The sequence below is a fragment of the Streptomyces sp. NPDC060366 genome, assembly GCF_042725135.1.
Classification (GTDB): Bacteria; Actinomycetota; Actinomycetes; order Streptomycetales; family Streptomycetaceae; genus Streptomyces.
This window is the reverse complement of the sequence record NZ_JBHXDC010000003.1, coordinates 393,663-409,793: the sequence shown is the minus strand read 5'-3', so window position 1 is coordinate 409,793 and position 16,131 is coordinate 393,663. Positions and strand designations below refer to the sequence as shown.

Genomic DNA, 16,131 nt, shown 5'->3' with positions numbered 1-16,131 from the left:
TTTCTGGGATGTGTGTGCCGCAAGCTGACGAGGCTACGCCGTGGGACGACACGGAAGCGGGGAGTCCGCCCGATGATCCGACGGCCCGCACGGGCACCGCGGTCGCGGCGGTCTCCTCGGTCGCCATGTCCCGTCGTCATCCGTACGGTCCTCAGCGGACTCGCAGGACCTCTCGCGACACAGCGGAATGCCAGAAACTGTCAGATGTGAGCAGCATCGTCCGCATCAGCGCCCGGTTCCGGCGGTCGGCCGTCCCATCGCGCCCGTTTCATATCGAGGCGCGGCATATGACCTTCGGCGCTGCGCGACGCCTCCCGCAGCGGGGTGCCCTCCTCCCGGTAGTGGGCCAGGGCCCGCAGCTCATGACCGGCCAGCAGCACACCGTCCGAGCGGACCACACGCCACCAGGGCACGGCCCCGCCGTACAGCGCCATCGCCCGGCCGACCTGGCGCGGGCCGCCCTCGCCCAGCCACTCGGCGACGTCGCCGTACGCCATGACCCGGCCCGACGGGATCAGGTCGGCGACGTCGAGCACCCGCTCCGCGTACTCGGGCAGCTCTCCGGACACCTCGTCGGGCTCGTCGCTCGTCATCCGTCCCATCCTGCCGCACGGCACCGACAGTCGGCCCGACCGCTCGGCCCGGCCCAGCGGCATGTCCCGGCCCGGCGGCATGTCCCGCGCACGCGGCGCGGTGTTCCTCAATGCACCCTGATACCCCCCTCTGTCACCCTGGCGTGCCACCATCATCCGGGCGGTGACTGGTGATACGAGATCAAGAAGACACGGACTCGACAAAGGAGCAGGGCGTGCAGCCTCCGACGGTGGCCGGCACCCCTGAGGCCGAGCCACGCCCCGATCCGGCCCCCGACGACGGCGCGAAGACCGGTGCCGACACCGGCGCCGAGAAGGGCGGCGACGCCGGAGCCGAGGCCGGTAACGGCACCGAACGCGAGGCCGGCACCACCCACGAAGCCCCCGAAGCCCCCGAAGCTCACGGAGCCCACAGAGCCGCCGAGGCCCACGCCGACGCACCCGACACCGACACCGACACAGACAGCGACGGCGCGACCGGCCGGGGCGTCCCTCCCGGCAGCCACGCCGACCCGCTCTCCGGTGACGAGCCGCTGCTCGCCGCCCGCGTGCACCGCCCGTCCGACCTCCTGCGCCTGCTCATCGGCATCCTCGCCATCGCGATCGTCCTCGGCCTCTCCGCCTTCGCCCACGGCACGACGTCCGGCCTCGAACAGGACATCAGCAAGGGCACCGGCCAGGCCCCCGACCTGCTCGTCAAGGTCGCCGGTCTGATCTCCAGCATCGCCGTGCTGCTCGTCCCGGTCGCGTTCGCGATCGAGCGGCTGATCAAACGCGACGGCCTGCGCATCGCCGACGGTGTCCTCGCCGCCGTCCTCGCGCACGGTGTGACGCTCGCGACCGATCTCTGGGTCGCCCGTGCGGCGCCCGGTTCCATCCAGGACGCCCTGACGCGCGCGCAGCCCGGCGAAGGGCTCACCGACCCCGTACACGGCTATCTCGCGCCCGTCATCGCCTATATGACGGCCGTCGGGATGGCCCGCAGACCGCGCTGGCGCGTGGTCCTGTGGGTGGTGCTGCTGCTCGACGCTTTCGCGATGCTGGTCGCCGGCTACACCACACCGTTCTCGATCATCCTCACCGTGCTGATCGGCTGGACCGTCGCGTACGGCACGCTCTACGCGGTCGGCTCCCCGAACGTGCGGCCCACCGGCCAGACACTGATGGCGGGTCTTCGCCATGTGGGTTTCCGGCCCGTCAGCGCGATGCGCGCCGAGCCCGACGACACCGCCGACTCCACCGAGCAGGGCGAACGGGGCCGCCGCTATCTGGTGACGCTCGACGAGGGCCCACCGCTGGACGTCACCGTCGTCGACCGGGAACAGCAGGCACAGGGCTTCTTCTACCGGGTCTGGCGCCGCCTCACCCTGCGCTCGATCAGCACCCGCCGCTCGATCCCCTCCCTGCGCCAGGCACTGGAGCAGGAGGCGCTCCTGGCGTACGCCGCCATCGCCGCCGGCGCCAACGCGCCCAAGCTGATCGCCACTTCGGAGCTGGGCCCCGACGCCGTCATCCTGGTGTACGAGCACATGGGCGGGCGCTCCCTGGACTCGCTGCCGGACGACGAGATCACCGACGAGCTGGTACGCGGCGCGTGGGAACAGGTCAAGGCGCTCCAGTCGCGCCGTATCGCCCACCGCAGGCTCACCGGCGACGCGCTGCTGGTCGACCGGGACGGCCAGGTGATCGTCACCGATCTGCGCGGCGGCGAGATCGCGGCGGGCGACGTCGTACTGCGGATGGACATCGCACAGCTCCTCACCACGGTCGGACTGCGCATCGGCGCCGAACGCGCGGTGGCCACCGCCGTGGACGTGCTCGGCCCCGACACGGTCGCCGACTGTCTGCCGCTGCTCCAGCCGATCGCGCTCAGCCGCTCCACGCGCGCGACGCTGCGCCGGCTCGCCCGTGAGCGGTCCCAGCGCGAGCGCGAGGCGGTGCTCCAGGCGTCCCTGGCGGCCAAGCACTCCCGTACGTCGGAGGCGAAGGCACCGGCCACGGACGCCGAACGCAAGGCGGCCCGCAAGTCGCTGCGCGCCGAGAAGCAGGCCGAGAAGAGGGCGCTGGACGACGCGCAGGAGGGCGCGCGCGAGGAGGACCTGCTCTCCCAGATCCGCGCGCAGGTGCTGCTCATCAGGCCGCAGGCACCGGTCGAGCCGGTCCGTCTGGAGCGGATCAGACCGCGCACGCTCCTCAGTTTCATCGCGGGCGCCGTCGCCGCGTACTTCCTGCTGTCGAGCCTCGCCGGGATCGACTTCGGCACGGTCGTCGCGGAGGCGCACTGGGGTTGGGTGGCGGCGGCCGTCCTGTTCTCCTCGCTCAGCTACTTCGCCGCCGCGATGAGCCTGCTCGGCTTCGTGCCGGAGCGGGTGGGCTTCCTGCGTACGGTCGTCGCGCAGGTCGCCGGGTCCTTCGTCAAGATCGTCGCCCCGGCGGCGATCGGCGGCGTGGCGCTCAACACCCGTTTTCTGCAGCGCGCGGGCGTACGCCCGGGGCTCGCCGTGGCCAGCGTCGGCGCCTCGCAGCTGTTCGGACTCGGCGCTCACATCCTGCTGCTGCTCCTCTTCGGCTATCTCACCGGTACGGAGAAGACGGCCTCCCTCACCCCGTCGAGGACGGTGATCGCGGGTCTGCTGACGGTCGCCGTGCTGGTGCTGGTCGTCACCGCGATCCCGTTCCTGCGCAAGTTCCTGGTGACGCGGCTGCGTTCGCTGTTCGCGGGGGTCGTGCCGCGCATGCTCGACGTGCTCCAGCGGCCCATGAAACTCGCCACCGGCATCGGCGGCATGCTGCTGCTGACCGGTCTGTTCGTGATGTGCCTGGACGCGTCGGTGCGGGCCTTCGACAACGGCGATCACGGGCTGAGCTACGCGAGCGTCGCCGTCATCTTCCTGGCGGGCAACGCGCTGGGATCGGCCGCTCCGACGCCGGGCGGTGTGGGAGCCGTCGAGACGGCGCTGACGGTCGGTCTGGTGGTGACCGGCGGCGTGCCGTCCGAGGTGGCGGTCCCGGCGGTGCTCCTGTACCGGACGCTGACGCTGTGGCTGCCGGTGCTGCCCGGCTGGATCTGCTTCAACCACCTCACCCGCAAGGGAGCCCTCTGAGACCGGTCCCCGAGCGGGGCAACCACTCGGCTGGACCCCGGGCCGCGCGCCGCTCCTCGTCACGACGCACCATGGGGAGATGCCGATGCCCTCCTTCTCCGCCTCCACCACTCCCGCCGGGCGTCGCCGCCCGGCGCTGACCGCCGTCACCGCCGTCGCCGTCGCCACATTGCTCGCCGCCGCCGGATGCTCGGGCTCCGACTCGGGCCCCGACAGCGGCGACCAGGGCGGGCAGAACAGCCGGAACGACCAGGACGGCCAGAACAGGGCCGACAAGAGCGCCGCGCCCGAGGACCTGACGTCCCAGAAGCTGGACTGGAAGACGTGCCCCACCCCGTCGGCCGCCGAGGGCGGCGGTACGGCCCCGTCGCCGCTGCCCGGCGGCACCAAGTGGGAGTGCGCGACCATGGCCGCCCCGCTCGACTACGCGAAGCCCAAGGGCGACACGATCCCGCTGGCCCTGATCCGGGCGAGGACGAGCGACCCGGACAAGCGCATCGGCTCACTCGTCTTCAACTTCGGCGGGCCCGGCGGCTCCGGGGTGACCGGACTGCCCTCCTTCGGCAAGGACTACGAGAAGCTGCGCACCCGCTACGACCTGGTCAGTTTCGACCCGCGCGGCGTCGGCCGCAGCGAGCCCGTGGAGTGCAAGGACGACAAGCAGCTCGACGCGTACTACGCGCGGGACATGACCCCGGACGACAGTGCCGAGGAGAAGTCGTACGTCGACGGCCTCAAGTGGTACGCGGGCGGCTGCGAGCGGAAGTCCGGCAAGGAGCTCCCGCACGTCGGCACCGTCAACGCCGCACGCGACATGGAGCTGATGCGCCAGGTCCTCGGCGACGACAAGCTGAACTACTTCGGCATCTCGTACGGCACCGAACTGGGTGGCGTCTACGCCCACTTGTATCCGAAGTCGGTGGGCCGCACCGTCTTCGACGCCGTCGTGGACCCGTCCGAGAGCTCCGAACAGGGCTCGCTCGGCCAGGCCAAGGGCTTCCAGCTCGCCCTGACCAACTTCGCGAAGGACTGTGTGAGCCGCGGCGACGCGTGCACGCTGCCGGGCAGCACCCCGCAGGAGATCGAGAACTTCGTCGTCGAGCTGCTCGACCGGCTCGACAAGAAGCCGATCAACGGCATCGGCGCCCGGAAGCTCACCGAGACGCAGGCCACCAACGGCATTGCCCAGGCGCTCTATTCGAAGGAGTACTGGCCGCTGCTCGAACAGGGGCTGGACGAGGCCGACGGCGGCAGCGGCGCGCTGCTGCTCATCCTGTCGGACGCGATGAACGGCCGTAACGAGAAGGGCCAGTACAGCAACATCCAGGCGGCCAACGCGGCCGTCAACTGCGTGGACTCCAAGCAGCGCTACACGCTCGCGCAGACGAAGGCCAAGCTCGCCGAATTCCGCAAGGTGTCACCGGTCTTCGGCGACTTCCTCGGCTGGGGCCTGCTGGGCTGCTCCGAGTGGCCCGTGCCGGGCGAGTGGGACAAGCCCGACGTCAGCGCGCCGGGCGCGGCCCCGATCCTGGTCATCGGCAACACCGGCGACCCGGCGACGCCGTACGAGGGCGCGCGGGCGATGGTGAAGGCGCTCGGCAAGGGCGTCGGCGTCGAGCTGACGTACGAGGGCCAGGGGCACGGCGCCTACAACAGCGGCAGTTCGTGCGTGCAGAACGCCGTGAACGGCTATCTGCTGGACGGCAAGGTGCCGAAGGACGGAACGGTCTGCAAGTGAGTCCGACGGGCCCCGGCGGCCCGCATACGTAGGAGGCCGGTCCACACGACGTGTGGACCGGCCTCCTTACACAAAGAGCGTCACTCAGTAGATCGGCTTCTCCGGCTCGATCTGGTTGACCCAGCCGACAACCCCGCCGCCGACGTGCACGGCGTCGGCGAAGCCCGCCGACTTCAGCACCGCGAGCACCTCCGCACTGCGGACACCCGTCTTGCAGTTCAAGACGATCTTCTTGTCCTGCGGCAGATCCTGGAGCGCGTTCCCCATCAGGAACTCGTTCTTCGGGATCAGCTTGGCGCCCGGAATGGAGACGATCTCGAACTCGTTCGGCTCCCGCACATCGATGAGTTCGATGTTCTCGCCGTCGTCGAGCCACTCCTTGAGCTGCTTGGGAGTGATCGTCGAACCGGCCGCCGCCACCTGCGCCTCCTCGGACACGACGCCGCAGAAGGCCTCGTAGTCGATGAGTTCGGTGACGGTCGGGTTCTCGCCGCAGACCGCGCAGTCGGGGTCCTTGCGGACCTTGACCTGGCGGTACTGCATCTCCAGCGCGTCGTAGATCATCAGTCGGCCGAGCAGCGGCTCACCGATGCCCGCGAGGAGCTTGATCGCCTCGTTGACCTGGATGGACCCGATCGACGCGCACAGGACGCCGAGTACGCCGCCCTCGGCGCAGCTCGGGACCATGCCGGGCGGCGGCGGCTCCGGGTAGAGGCAGCGGTAGCAGGGACCGTGCTCGGACCAGAAGACGCTCGCCTGACCGTCGAAGCGGTAGATCGAGCCCCATACGTACGGCTTGCCCAGCAGCACACACGCGTCGTTGACCAGATAGCGGGTGGCGAAGTTGTCCGTGCCGTCCACGATCAGGTCGTACTGGGAGAAGATCTCCATCACGTTCTCGGACTCGAGCCGCTCCTCGTGAAGGACGACCTCCACCAGCGGGTTGATGCCGAGGACGGAGTCACGCGCGGAAGCGGCCTTCGAGCGGCCGATGTCCGCCTGACTGTGGATGATCTGCCGCTGGAGATTCGACTCGTCGACCTCGTCGAACTCCACGATGCCGAGCGTTCCGACACCGGCCGCGGCCAGATACATCAGCGCGGGCGAGCCGAGCCCGCCGGCGCCAACGACGAGCACCTTCGCGTTCTTCAGCCGCTTCTGCCCGTCCATCCCGACGTCCGGGATGATCAGGTGACGGGAGTACCTGCGGACCTCGTCGACGGTGAGCTCGGCAGCGGGCTCGACCAGGGGTGGCAGCGACACAGGGACCTCAACAGGGGATTGGTCGGTTGGTCAGTACGTTTGTTCCTTCAGTAACACTGCCACGCGCCTTCTCATTCCGAGACACCCGGTCCGATCTGCGAGACGATTTCGTCCCAGTAGCCGGGCAGGGCCGCGAATGGGCTGTTCTGCCCCGTCCGGTCGTCGTGATCGCTCCGGTCGGTGAAGAAGATCGTGCCCGCGCCCTGCCAGCGCGCGATCCTCATCGCCTCGTCAAGATGGCTGCGCGGCACGCCGTGGACGAGATGCGCGAAGCGCTCGGGTGGATGGTCCGCCGTCCACTCGGCCGCCTGTGACCAGCGGTAGTCGGTCCACGGCCCGCGGAAGGTGACCAACTGGTCGGCGATCTCGGCGTATCCGGGGTGCGGATGCGTGCCGTGGCCGAGGACCAGATGCCCGCGGTGGGCGACCGTGTCGAGCGTCGCCGCCGTACGCCGGACGTCGGGGAGGTACGACGCCTGCGCCGGACACCGGTCCAGGTAGAAGCCGTCGACGCGGTACCAGTCGTGGAAGTCGTGCGCGTCGGAGACGATCTCGCCGAAGCTCCGGGCGCCGTACGCGAGATCGAGATGCCCGAGCACCCGCACGCCCGCGTTCCTGAGCCGGCCCGCGGCCTCCAGGCAGTGCGGGTCCGGCATGGCGCCGGGCCCGTCTGAGACGTTGAGCACGGCCCAGTGCAACGGCGTGCCGGGGCGCGCCAGTTCGGCCCACTCGACCGGGGCGAGCAGCGGATGCGCGTAACCGGGGATGCCGAAGCCCAGCCCGGCGGCCCCGGTGGCCGACAGGCTGCCGCCGGTGGTCGTCAGATGCGACATGCCGCCTCCATCCAGATGTCGGCGAGCGACTCCTCCAGGTTGATACGGGGCCGCCAGCCGAGCCGGTCACGCGCGGTGCGCACGTCGGCCTGCTGCCAGCCGCCGCAGCCGTCGGGGTACGGGAACGGGCCGGCGCCCAGCTGCTCCGCCGGGTGCTCTCCGCGCGGCGGGCCGAGGGTGGCGTGCGCGGGGCGCGGGGGGCCGGTGGGCGTGTCCAGTTCGTGCAGGGCGCCGCCGTATCCGGCGACCCTGGCGAGGACGGCGGCGGCGTCCCTGAGCCGGACCGCGCGCCCCGTCCCGATGTTGACGACGCCCTGCGCCGCCGAGAGCGAGGCCGCGTGCACGGCACGGGCCACGTCCCGTACGTCGACGAAGTCGCGCTGTACGCCGAGGCCGCCGAGCTTCAGCTCGCCGTCGCCGGACTGCATGGCGCGGCGCATCGCCTCGGCGAGCCTTCCGAGCGGGGAGCCCGCGGGGGTGCCGGGTCCGACGGGCGAGAAGACCCGCAGGACGACGGCGTCGAGCCCGGCGCCGAGCACCAGCTCGCTGGCGGCCAGCTTGCTCACGCCGTACGGGCCGCCGGGCCGCGGCACCGCGTCCTCGGCGGTGGACGAGCCGGGCTGGGAGGGCCCGTACTCGGAGGAGCAGCCGAGCTGGACCAGCCGGGCGCCGCAGCCGCTGCGGCGCAGCGCCTCGCAGACGGTGGCGACGGCGACGGTGTTGTGCCGGGTCAGGTCGCGGGCGCCGCCCCGGGTGGCGCCGGCGCAGTTGATGACGACTCCTGGGTGGACGGCGTCCAGGAAGCGGGTGAGGGCTCCGGGACTGCCGCCGGCGAGGTCGAACCGTACGTCGGCGTCGTCGCCGCGGCCGAGTGCGGTCAGATGGACGGCGGGATCGGCGAGCAGCCGGTCGGCGACGAAGCGCCCGAGGAAACCGTTGGCACCGAGCAGGAGGACCCTCATCGCGCGGCCCCTTGGTTCCGACGTGTCGGTGCTGGGGGTTGACGGGTCATGTTCTGTCGTCTCCTTAGAGGGTGTTGCGGTGTGCTTCGGGTTACGCCCGCGGCGTCGGCTCCGCGGGAGGTCTGTGGGGGTCCGGGGGTGTGGCCCGGAGGGGGTGTGCGCCGGAGGTCGGTGGTCCCACCGGTCAGGTGTGGGCCGAGGCCCGTGGCAGGGCGACGGTGGCGTGGATCAGCAGGCCGAGCGCGGCGGCGCCGCAGGCGAGGGCCGGTACGGCGCCGGCTCCCCCCGCGTCGACGAGGGCCCGGACGGGGGCGGAGACGGATTCGAGGCCGGGGACACGGCCCGCCGTCGCGAGGACGAGGGCCAGCGCCTCGACGGCGCAGGCGGTGACGAGGCCGGTCGCCGCCGCCCCGGGGAAGCCGTGGACGGTGAGCAGCCGGGCGAGGAGGAGCAGACCGCCGAGGGCGACGGTCGCGACGGGATGACCGGCGCCCGCGCCCCGGTCGCCGCCGGCGACGAGTTCGGCGAGGACTGCCAGGGCGGTGAGTGTGAGGGCGTACAGCGCGAGCAGGCCCAGCAGCGGTGGCCGGGTCCGGGAGGCGAACTCGGCCAGTCCGCGGCTGTCGGCGAACCCGCGCCGCGCCTGTACGGAGAGCAGATGGGCGCACCAGGCCGCGGGGGCCACGGCGAGCGCCAGGGCCAGGAGCGGCGCGGCCGCGTCGGTGAGGGGCGAGGTCCCGTGCGGGCCGCCGCCGGACAGGCGCAGCAGCCCGTCGCCGTACAGCACGTACGCCAGCAGCCAGCACACCCACAGACGGGAGACGCGCGCGGTGTGGCCCTCGACGCGCAGCGGGCCGCGCCGGAGGGCGACGGTGAGCGCGATGGCGAGGGCGACAGCCCCCGCCACGCCTATCGCGGAGCGCGCTCCCCCACCGTCTACATACCGCTCGGCGACGACGGCGACGGCGCACACGGCGCCCGGGAGCAGGGTGCGCAGCGCCCACCCGGCGCGTGGATCGCCGGCACGCGCCGGATACGGCGCGGTGGTGTCGGCGTCGTCCGTGTCACTGTCCGCGGCGCGCGGCACGCGCGCGTACAGCTCCTCGGCGAGGGAGAAGACGTCCCGGTGCCGGAAGCGCGCGGCGGCCCGGTCGGTGACGCCGTGCGCCTCCAGACCGGCGGCGATCTCCAGCGGGTCGACGGCGCGCTCGCACAGTTCACGGTGGCTGCGCATCAGCGTCCTGACGGGGTCGGCCGGTCCCCGCCGCCGGGCGAGCCGGGCCGTCCCCACGGGTGTGGTGCCCGCGTCAGACATCGCTCTCCCCCAGGGCCTGTCCGGCACCCACGCCGACCGCCTCCGTAGGACGCGACGTCCGTGTCGCCGGGGAGAAGGGCGCGGGCTCGGTCGCGGGCGGGGGCAGCGGCATCGACACGGGAGGCACCATCGGTACGGGCGGCGGCATCGGTACGGTCCTGGCCTGCCCGGCGGTCCAGTGACCGGGTACGTACGCCTCCGCCGGGTTGGCGAACGGCAGCGGCTCGCCGTGCGCGTTCACTGTCTCGGCCGGACGCCGGACCGGGGCGTGCGAGATCAGCTCCAGGTAGATGCCGCGGAACGCCGCCAGATTCTGCTCGACGGTGAAGAGTTCGAGCGCGCGGGCCCGCGCGGCGGCGCCCAGCCGTTCGCGCCGCTCCGGGTCGCGCAACAGCGCGACACAGGCGTCGGCGAGCGCCCGCGGATTGCGCGGGGGCACCACGAGCCCGGTGCCTCCGATGACTTCGACGACCGCGCCGACGTCGGTGGAGACCGTCGCGCGTCCGCAGAACATCGCTTCGACCAGACTGACGGGGAAGCCCTCGACGATGCTGGACAGGACGATCACCCCGCCCGCGGCGTAGGCGTCCACCAGCTCCGGCGCGCCGGGCCCGCCGACCTCCTCGAAAGAGACGCAGTTGTCGCCCACGGCGTGCGCGTCGGCAGCCTCGTCGGGGAACAACTGGGCGGCCAAGGCGCGGCAGTGGGCGAGATAAGCCGTCGCCTCCGTGCCCTGCGCCGCGGCGCCGATGATCCTCAGCCGCGCGTCGGGCTCCTCCTTACGGATGTCGGCGAAGGCGTGCAGCAGGGAGATGAGGTCCTTGGCGGGCTCGATCCGGCCGACCCAGACCAACGCTTTCGGATCGCCGCCGTCACCGCCCTCGCCGGCCCCGGCGCTCTCCTCGCGTTCGCCCAGCGCCGCGAAGCGCTCCGTCTCCATGCCGGGGTAGACGGTGCGCAGTTTGGCGCGATCGGCTCCGCAGCGCTCCTGCCAGCGTCTGGCGTGGGTGTTGCCGGGGGTGATGACGGCGGCCTGGCGGTAGACCTCGGCGGCGAGCCGGCCCTGGAAGGCAGCGAGCAGGGCGCGTACCGGCGTGCGCAGGGGCGCGTCGCCGCCGGGTCCGGCGGCCAGGTAGTGGGCGCGGAGTTGGACGCCGTACTCGGTGACCAGCAGCGGCGCACCGAAGAAGCGTTTGGCCAGGAGTCCCGGCAGGGCGGCGGATCCGCCGGTCGTCGCGTGGCAGAGGTCGACGCCGCCGAGCCCGTCGTCGTCGTACCAGTCGAGGGAGAGCGGGCGCAGGGCGCGTTCCAACTGGCAAGCGAAGGCCAGGTAGTCGGGGACGGTGGCGCCGCGCACGCTCCGGCGCGCGCCGGGGGCGTGGCAGGCGGTCTCCAGGATCCGTACGGCGGCCTCCGAGCGCAGGGCCGTGGAGAGACCGCCGTGCTCGTGCGCCAGCTCGGCGAGTCCGTACAGCCCTTCGGCGAAGGCGCCGGCGCCGCGCGCGTCGTCGGCGACGCTCTCCGCGGCTCGCCCGTCCGGGGCGCAGACCGCGGTGATCAGATCCCCGAAGTGCCCCACGAAGCGCCGTCGTTCACGCCGGCCGTACGCCCTGCCGTCGCCCTGCGCGGACCAGAGCGCCGCCGTGCGCACCCGAGTTACGGAAGGAGGCAGTTGGATCCACCCGGTGCCCTCCTGGTGGGCGCTGCGGCTGAGCGCGTAGATGTCGAACTCGTGCTGTGCGAGACCGCGCACGAGCCGGTCGCACCAGAGCCTGGACTCACCTGTCGCGTACGGGTAGCCACCGTCCGTAAGCAGTCCGATCCGCACGAGCACACCCCGATCTCCCCTGTGGGAAGCCGCCGTTGGATCGGCGACTCACAGCGGGACGACCGTAAGCGGACATCAGGGTGGAACGGCGGACGGTTGTCCGTCGCACCACCAGAAGGGGTGAATGCACGTAACTTTCCCACCGCGGTAGCGTTCCGTCGCGGTAAGGGATCGTTCGGTCACACTGCGTCAAGCTGCGGCCGATGCCTCAACTGCCGGGAAACGCCCAGGGGTTGGGCTTGCATTTCACGCCGTCGAGGTTGAGCGTCTTGGTCTGCTGCTGCATCACCGGGGCGAGCGAGCCCGGCGTCCGGCAGCTCACGTGGTCGTGCCCGAGCCGGTGCCCGATCTCGTGGTTGATCAGCATCTGCCGGTAGGTGAGCATCGCCTTGGAGCCGTACGTCTTGGCCCCCTGCGCCCAGCGGAACGCGTTGATCATGACGCGGTCGGTCGCCGCGGAGTCGCAGGACACGTTGTCGACGGTGGTGTCCAGCCCGGACTTGGCGCACCACTCGGCCGTGGTCCCGGGACTCGCCAGAGTTATCACGAAGTCGGGCGAGCCACCGGCGATCCGCTCGAAGGTCATGGCCCCGTCGTGGGCCCAACTCCGGTCGTCGTTCAAGGTCTTCTGCACGGCGTCGGCGAACAGGTTCCGGTCGAGGCCGAGGCCCTTCTCGACATCGATCCGATAGCGGATCTTGCGGCCCTCGCCGGGCGCCTTCGCCAGTCCGGGCACCGCCTCGAACTCGCCCGAGCCCTTCAGATCGGCGGCCAGCGGGAACTGCCTGGTCATCAACTCGCTGTAGGTGGGCGGCAGCGCCGGGGCCTGGACGGCGGGCTCCTTCGGCGTCGGCCTGCCGTCCGAGCGCGAGGCGGCGCCCTCGCCGTCGCGGGCGAGCCCGCCGGAGGGCTGCGCGCCGGCCCGCTGTTCGCCGCGGTCGGTGACCTGACCGGCCACCACGACGACGAGCACCGTGGTCACGGCCGCCGCGGCGATCCCGGTGAAGGTACGGCCCAGACCGCCCTTCGCGGGCCGCTCTCCGTCGCCGTCGGCGTCCGGGTCGGCCTCGGGGTCGTCCCGGTCGGAGCCGCGGCCCGAGCCGTCGGCGGAGCCCGCACGGGGCCGGCTGTTCTCGTCGTCCCAGTCGGTGACGGGGGCGTACGGATCGGGCCGCCACCGCGCGGGGTCGACGTCCGTACCGCCGCCGACACCGGCTCCGTACGGAGAGGGCGGCGCGTCGAAGGCGTCGATGAACTCACGTCGCGGACCCGGCACTTGGCGCTGCCCGGTCGGCGCCGAGCGCGGCTGCCGGCCCTGCGGCTGCCGGGGCCCCGGCGAGCCGCCGCCCTGCCATTCCCCGTAGCGCTGCTGACCCCAGCCGCCACCCGGCTCACGGTGCTCGGGATGTCCGCCGCGCACCTGCGGCACGCCCTGCGCGGGGGTGCCGTACGACGGTGGTGCGGCATGGTCCCGCCCGCCGGGAGACGGCGCGGCGGGCGCGTCCCGCCGACCGGCCGGCGGACCGCTTCCGGCGGAAGCGCGCTTCTTGCTGTCGGATCCCTGGGGTGCGGGGCCTTTACGGCTGTGTCGTCCCACGCCCAGGATCAGCTCCCGCCACTGTCGTTGTCGCTGTCGTTGCCAGTACCGCCGTCGTCGCGCTCACCAACGACCGCGCCGCCTCTACCGTAACTACGGTCGGCACGGTCGTTCGTCTCACCCACCGTCCCACCCGTCGCCCCGTCGGACTCCCGGATGAGACCGCGCGCGGCCTCCGCGACCGTCTCGGGGTACTCCATCATGGCAACATGTCCGGCGTCCGGAAGCGTCAGGAGCCGCGAATCACGGAAAGCGGCGGACGCCTTTCGTGCCATTCGGTACGAAACGAGCTGATCCCGCCCTCCGTAGACGAGCAGTGTCGGCGCGAGGACCCGTTCGGCCTGCCGCCACAGCCCCTGCTGTCCCCCGAGGGTGTACGCGTCGACGATGCCCCGCGCGGAGCGCGTCATCGCTTCCCAGAAGTACGGAAGACGCTGCCGCCGCTCCATCTCCTCCACGGCGTGCCGCAGCCCTTCCTCCGAGACCCGGCCGGGGTCTCCGTAACAGAGGGCCATCACCCCGCGCGTGCGCTGCTCGGCCGTCCACTCGCGTGTCATCCGCCCGAACAGCGCGGCGACCCCGGGTACGGCCAGCAGGGCGGTCGGCAGGGCGTTGCGCTGCACGCGGATCTCGGGGAGCGCGGGCGAGACGAGGGTGAGGGTGCGCACCAGGTCGGGGCGGGCGGCGGCGATCCGGGTCGTGACGGCGCCGCCCAGGGAGTTGCCGAGGAGGTGGACCGCGCCGTGGCCGTTCGCGTCGAGGAGCCGGATCACGGCCCGCGCGTGGGCCGTGACCGAGTAGTTGCGGTCCTCCGGCGGCGGGGAGTCCCCGAAGCCGGGAAGGTCGACCGCCTCGCCGTCGACCACGTCGGCCAGCAGCGGCATCAGGTCGGACCAGTTCTGCGAGGAGCCGCCGAGGCCGTGCACGTACAGGGCGCGCGGCAGTCCGGCGCGCGTCGGGGGCCGTGAGCGGACGTTCAGGGTCAGCCCCGGCAGGGCGACCGTACGCAGCCGCTCACCTTCGGCGACCCGGACGGCACTCACGCGCGGGACGGCGGCGGCGAGGGTTTCCGGCAGCTCGGTCGAAGACATGCGGGCAATGTTACGAGACGATCACGCGCCGGTTCGCGTGTTCACCGTCACAGGACGCATAGCGCCGCGCGTCCGGACCTCCTACCCTCGTAAGTAGGCGTCGGTATTCGCCTCATTTCGCGAATGAAAGACGGAAGACGACCGGAGAAGGAAAGGGCGCCCCATGCCGGCGGACCCGAACGGCCCGGACACATTCCCGAACGACACCGACGAGGAAGAACGGACGGCCGGGACGGATTCCGGCGAACTCGAGGAAATCGACGAGGAGACCCCGGAGGCCGACGCAGCCGAGCAGCACAGGGATGTGCGGCCGGAGGGCGACGATCCACCCGCCCCCCTCGATACGACCGAGGCTGACGAGGCGGACGCCGCCGAACAGGCGCGTATCGTCTCCCTCGACGAGGACGACTACCGCTGAGCGAGTGCCCAGGACCGGGTTCGCCTTTTGTCAGCATTGGATACTTTTCTCCGCCGCCGCATACGAGGCCGGACGGATATCCGGCTCCCCGACCGTCCGGTCCGTGAAATTCTGCGACCTGACCACGCACAGCCGGGATACCCAAAAGTACGATGGCAAGGCGGCGCACAGCGCGCACGGAACGATTCTGGGAGGCGGCGTGACAGCCATAGAGCAGACCGAGGCGGCGCGCCCGCGAGGCACGCGCCTGCCACGCCGCGCTCGACGCAATCAGCTTCTGGGCGCGGCTCAGGAAGTCTTCGTCGCACAGGGCTACCACGCCGCGGCGATGGACGACATCGCGGAACGGGCCGGCGTCAGCAAGCCCGTCCTCTACCAGCACTTCCCCGGGAAGCTGGACCTCTACCTGGCGCTTCTCGACCAGCACTGCGAGGCCCTGCTGCACGCGGTGCGTACGGCCCTGGCGTCGACGACCGACAACAAACTCAGGGTCGCGGCCACGATGGACGCGTACTTCGCCTACGTCGAGGACGAGGGCGGCGCGTTCCGGCTGGTCTTCGAGTCCGACCTGACCAACGAGCCGGCCGTGCGCGAGCGCGTCGACCGGGTCGCGCTCCAGTGCGCGGAGGCGATCTCCGACGTGATCGCCTCGGACACGGGCCTCTCCAAGGAGGAGTCCATGATGCTGGCCGTCGGGCTCGGCGGTGTCTCCCAGGTGGTGGCCCGCTACTGGCTCTCCAGCGAGTCGGTCATCCCCCGCGACAAGGCCGTGGAACTTCTCACCTCGCTGGCATGGCGCGGCATCGCCGGATTCCCGCTGCACGGCAGCGAGCAGCAGCCGGGCGCCTGACCCGGTCCGTGTTCGCTGCGGGCGTGCCCCGCCACCGTCCTGAGCATCGTCCCGCCGGGCTAATGTGTGCTGCGTACCGCGCGGTTGACCGCGCAACGCACCGACCGTTCGGAGGGACATAGCGGTGGAGGTCAAGATCGGCGTGCAGCACACGCCCCGCGAGATCGTTCTGGAGAGCGGGCAGTCCGCCGAGGAGGTCGAGAGCGCCGTCGGCGACGCACTCGCCGGCAAGGCGAAGCTGCTCAGCCTCACGGACGAGAAGGGGCGGAAGGTGCTCGTACCGGCCGAACGCATCGCGTACGTGGAGATCGGCGAGCCGACGACACGACGAGTGGGCTTCGGCACTCTCTAGGCGGCCCGGTCCGAGACGGCCGAACAGCACCAAGGCGACAGAGGAGTGGGGGGGGGGGGGGGGGCCCCCCCCCCCCCCCCCCCGGGGGGGGGGGGGGGGGGGGGGGGGGGGGGGGGCCCCCCCGGCCCCCCACCACGGACCCGACCACGGGCGGCTGGCACTTTCGACGCGGCCGGAGCCCCAGCAC

Annotated in this window: 13 protein-coding genes; 5 read left to right on the top strand and 8 right to left on the bottom strand. The window is 71.9% G+C overall.

All coding sequences use genetic code 11. The features are described from left to right. Positions 1–200 precede the first annotated feature (200 nt). Entirely contained in the window at positions 201–593 is a 393-nt protein-coding gene (locus ACFWHU_RS10780) for an MGMT family protein (RefSeq protein ID WP_385799778.1), read from the bottom strand. A gap of 215 nt (positions 594–808) precedes the next feature. Between ACFWHU_RS10780 and ACFWHU_RS10775 the strand changes: the two genes are divergently transcribed. Together ACFWHU_RS10775 and ACFWHU_RS10770 are read left to right on the top strand one after the other, a co-directional pair. Then, a complete protein-coding gene (locus ACFWHU_RS10775; RefSeq protein WP_387224637.1) occupies positions 809–3,697 on the top strand; it encodes a lysylphosphatidylglycerol synthase domain-containing protein in 2,889 nt (962 codons plus the stop codon). Positions 3,698–3,782: 85 nt separating this feature from the next. Further along, positions 3,783–5,435, top strand: a complete 1,653-nt coding sequence (locus ACFWHU_RS10770; RefSeq protein WP_385799883.1) for an alpha/beta hydrolase — start codon at positions 3,783–3,785, stop codon at positions 5,433–5,435. A gap of 84 nt (positions 5,436–5,519) precedes the next feature. Here ACFWHU_RS10770 and moeZ read toward each other — a convergent pair whose 3' ends face one another. The 7 genes from moeZ to ACFWHU_RS10735 all read right to left on the bottom strand — a co-directional run bounded on the left by moeZ (position 5,520) and on the right by ACFWHU_RS10735 (position 14,324). Continuing rightward, on the bottom strand, positions 5,520–6,698 hold the full coding sequence (gene moeZ / locus ACFWHU_RS10765; protein ID WP_354605771.1) for an adenylyltransferase/sulfurtransferase MoeZ: 1,179 nt from the start codon (positions 6,696–6,698) through the stop codon (positions 5,520–5,522). Between the two features lie 71 nt (positions 6,699–6,769). Next, the gene (locus ACFWHU_RS10760; protein WP_385799775.1) at positions 6,770–7,531 is read right to left on the bottom strand and encodes a spherulation-specific family 4 protein; all 762 of its coding nucleotides are present in this window, start codon (positions 7,529–7,531) and stop codon (positions 6,770–6,772) included. Further along, complete coding sequence (locus tag ACFWHU_RS10755) at positions 7,519–8,493, bottom strand: NAD-dependent epimerase/dehydratase family protein (RefSeq protein WP_385799773.1); 975 nt, start codon at positions 8,491–8,493, stop codon at positions 7,519–7,521. Before ACFWHU_RS10755 ends, ACFWHU_RS10760 begins: the two co-directional genes overlap by 13 nt. A gap of 184 nt (positions 8,494–8,677) precedes the next feature. Then, positions 8,678–9,808: a hypothetical protein gene (locus ACFWHU_RS10750; protein ID WP_387224636.1), complete on the bottom strand. Its 1,131-nt coding sequence runs from the start codon at positions 9,806–9,808 to the stop codon at positions 8,678–8,680. After that, the gene (locus tag ACFWHU_RS10745; protein ID WP_387224827.1) at positions 9,801–11,636 is read right to left on the bottom strand and encodes a DUF3492 domain-containing protein; all 1,836 of its coding nucleotides are present in this window, start codon (positions 11,634–11,636) and stop codon (positions 9,801–9,803) included. Before ACFWHU_RS10745 ends, ACFWHU_RS10750 begins: the two co-directional genes overlap by 8 nt. Positions 11,637–11,844: 208 nt before the next feature. Further along, the gene (locus ACFWHU_RS10740; RefSeq protein WP_387224635.1) at positions 11,845–13,233 is read right to left on the bottom strand and encodes a DUF3152 domain-containing protein; all 1,389 of its coding nucleotides are present in this window, start codon (positions 13,231–13,233) and stop codon (positions 11,845–11,847) included. A gap of 8 nt (positions 13,234–13,241) precedes the next feature. Further along, positions 13,242–14,324, bottom strand: a complete 1,083-nt coding sequence (locus tag ACFWHU_RS10735; RefSeq protein ID WP_385799767.1) for an alpha/beta fold hydrolase — start codon at positions 14,322–14,324, stop codon at positions 13,242–13,244. 163 nt (positions 14,325–14,487) lie between these two features. Here ACFWHU_RS10735 and ACFWHU_RS10730 point away from each other — a divergent pair, with 163 nt between their 5' ends. From ACFWHU_RS10730 to ACFWHU_RS10720, 3 genes are all read left to right on the top strand, one after another. After that, the gene (locus tag ACFWHU_RS10730; RefSeq protein WP_387224634.1) at positions 14,488–14,742 is read left to right on the top strand and encodes a hypothetical protein; all 255 of its coding nucleotides are present in this window, start codon (positions 14,488–14,490) and stop codon (positions 14,740–14,742) included. A gap of 199 nt (positions 14,743–14,941) precedes the next feature. Further along, positions 14,942–15,592, top strand: a complete 651-nt coding sequence (locus tag ACFWHU_RS10725; protein ID WP_078075209.1) for a TetR/AcrR family transcriptional regulator — start codon at positions 14,942–14,944, stop codon at positions 15,590–15,592. Positions 15,593–15,716: 124 nt separating this feature from the next. After that, entirely contained in the window at positions 15,717–15,944 is a 228-nt protein-coding gene (locus ACFWHU_RS10720) for a DUF3107 domain-containing protein (RefSeq protein ID WP_078075210.1), read from the top strand. Positions 15,945–16,131 lie beyond the last annotated feature (187 nt).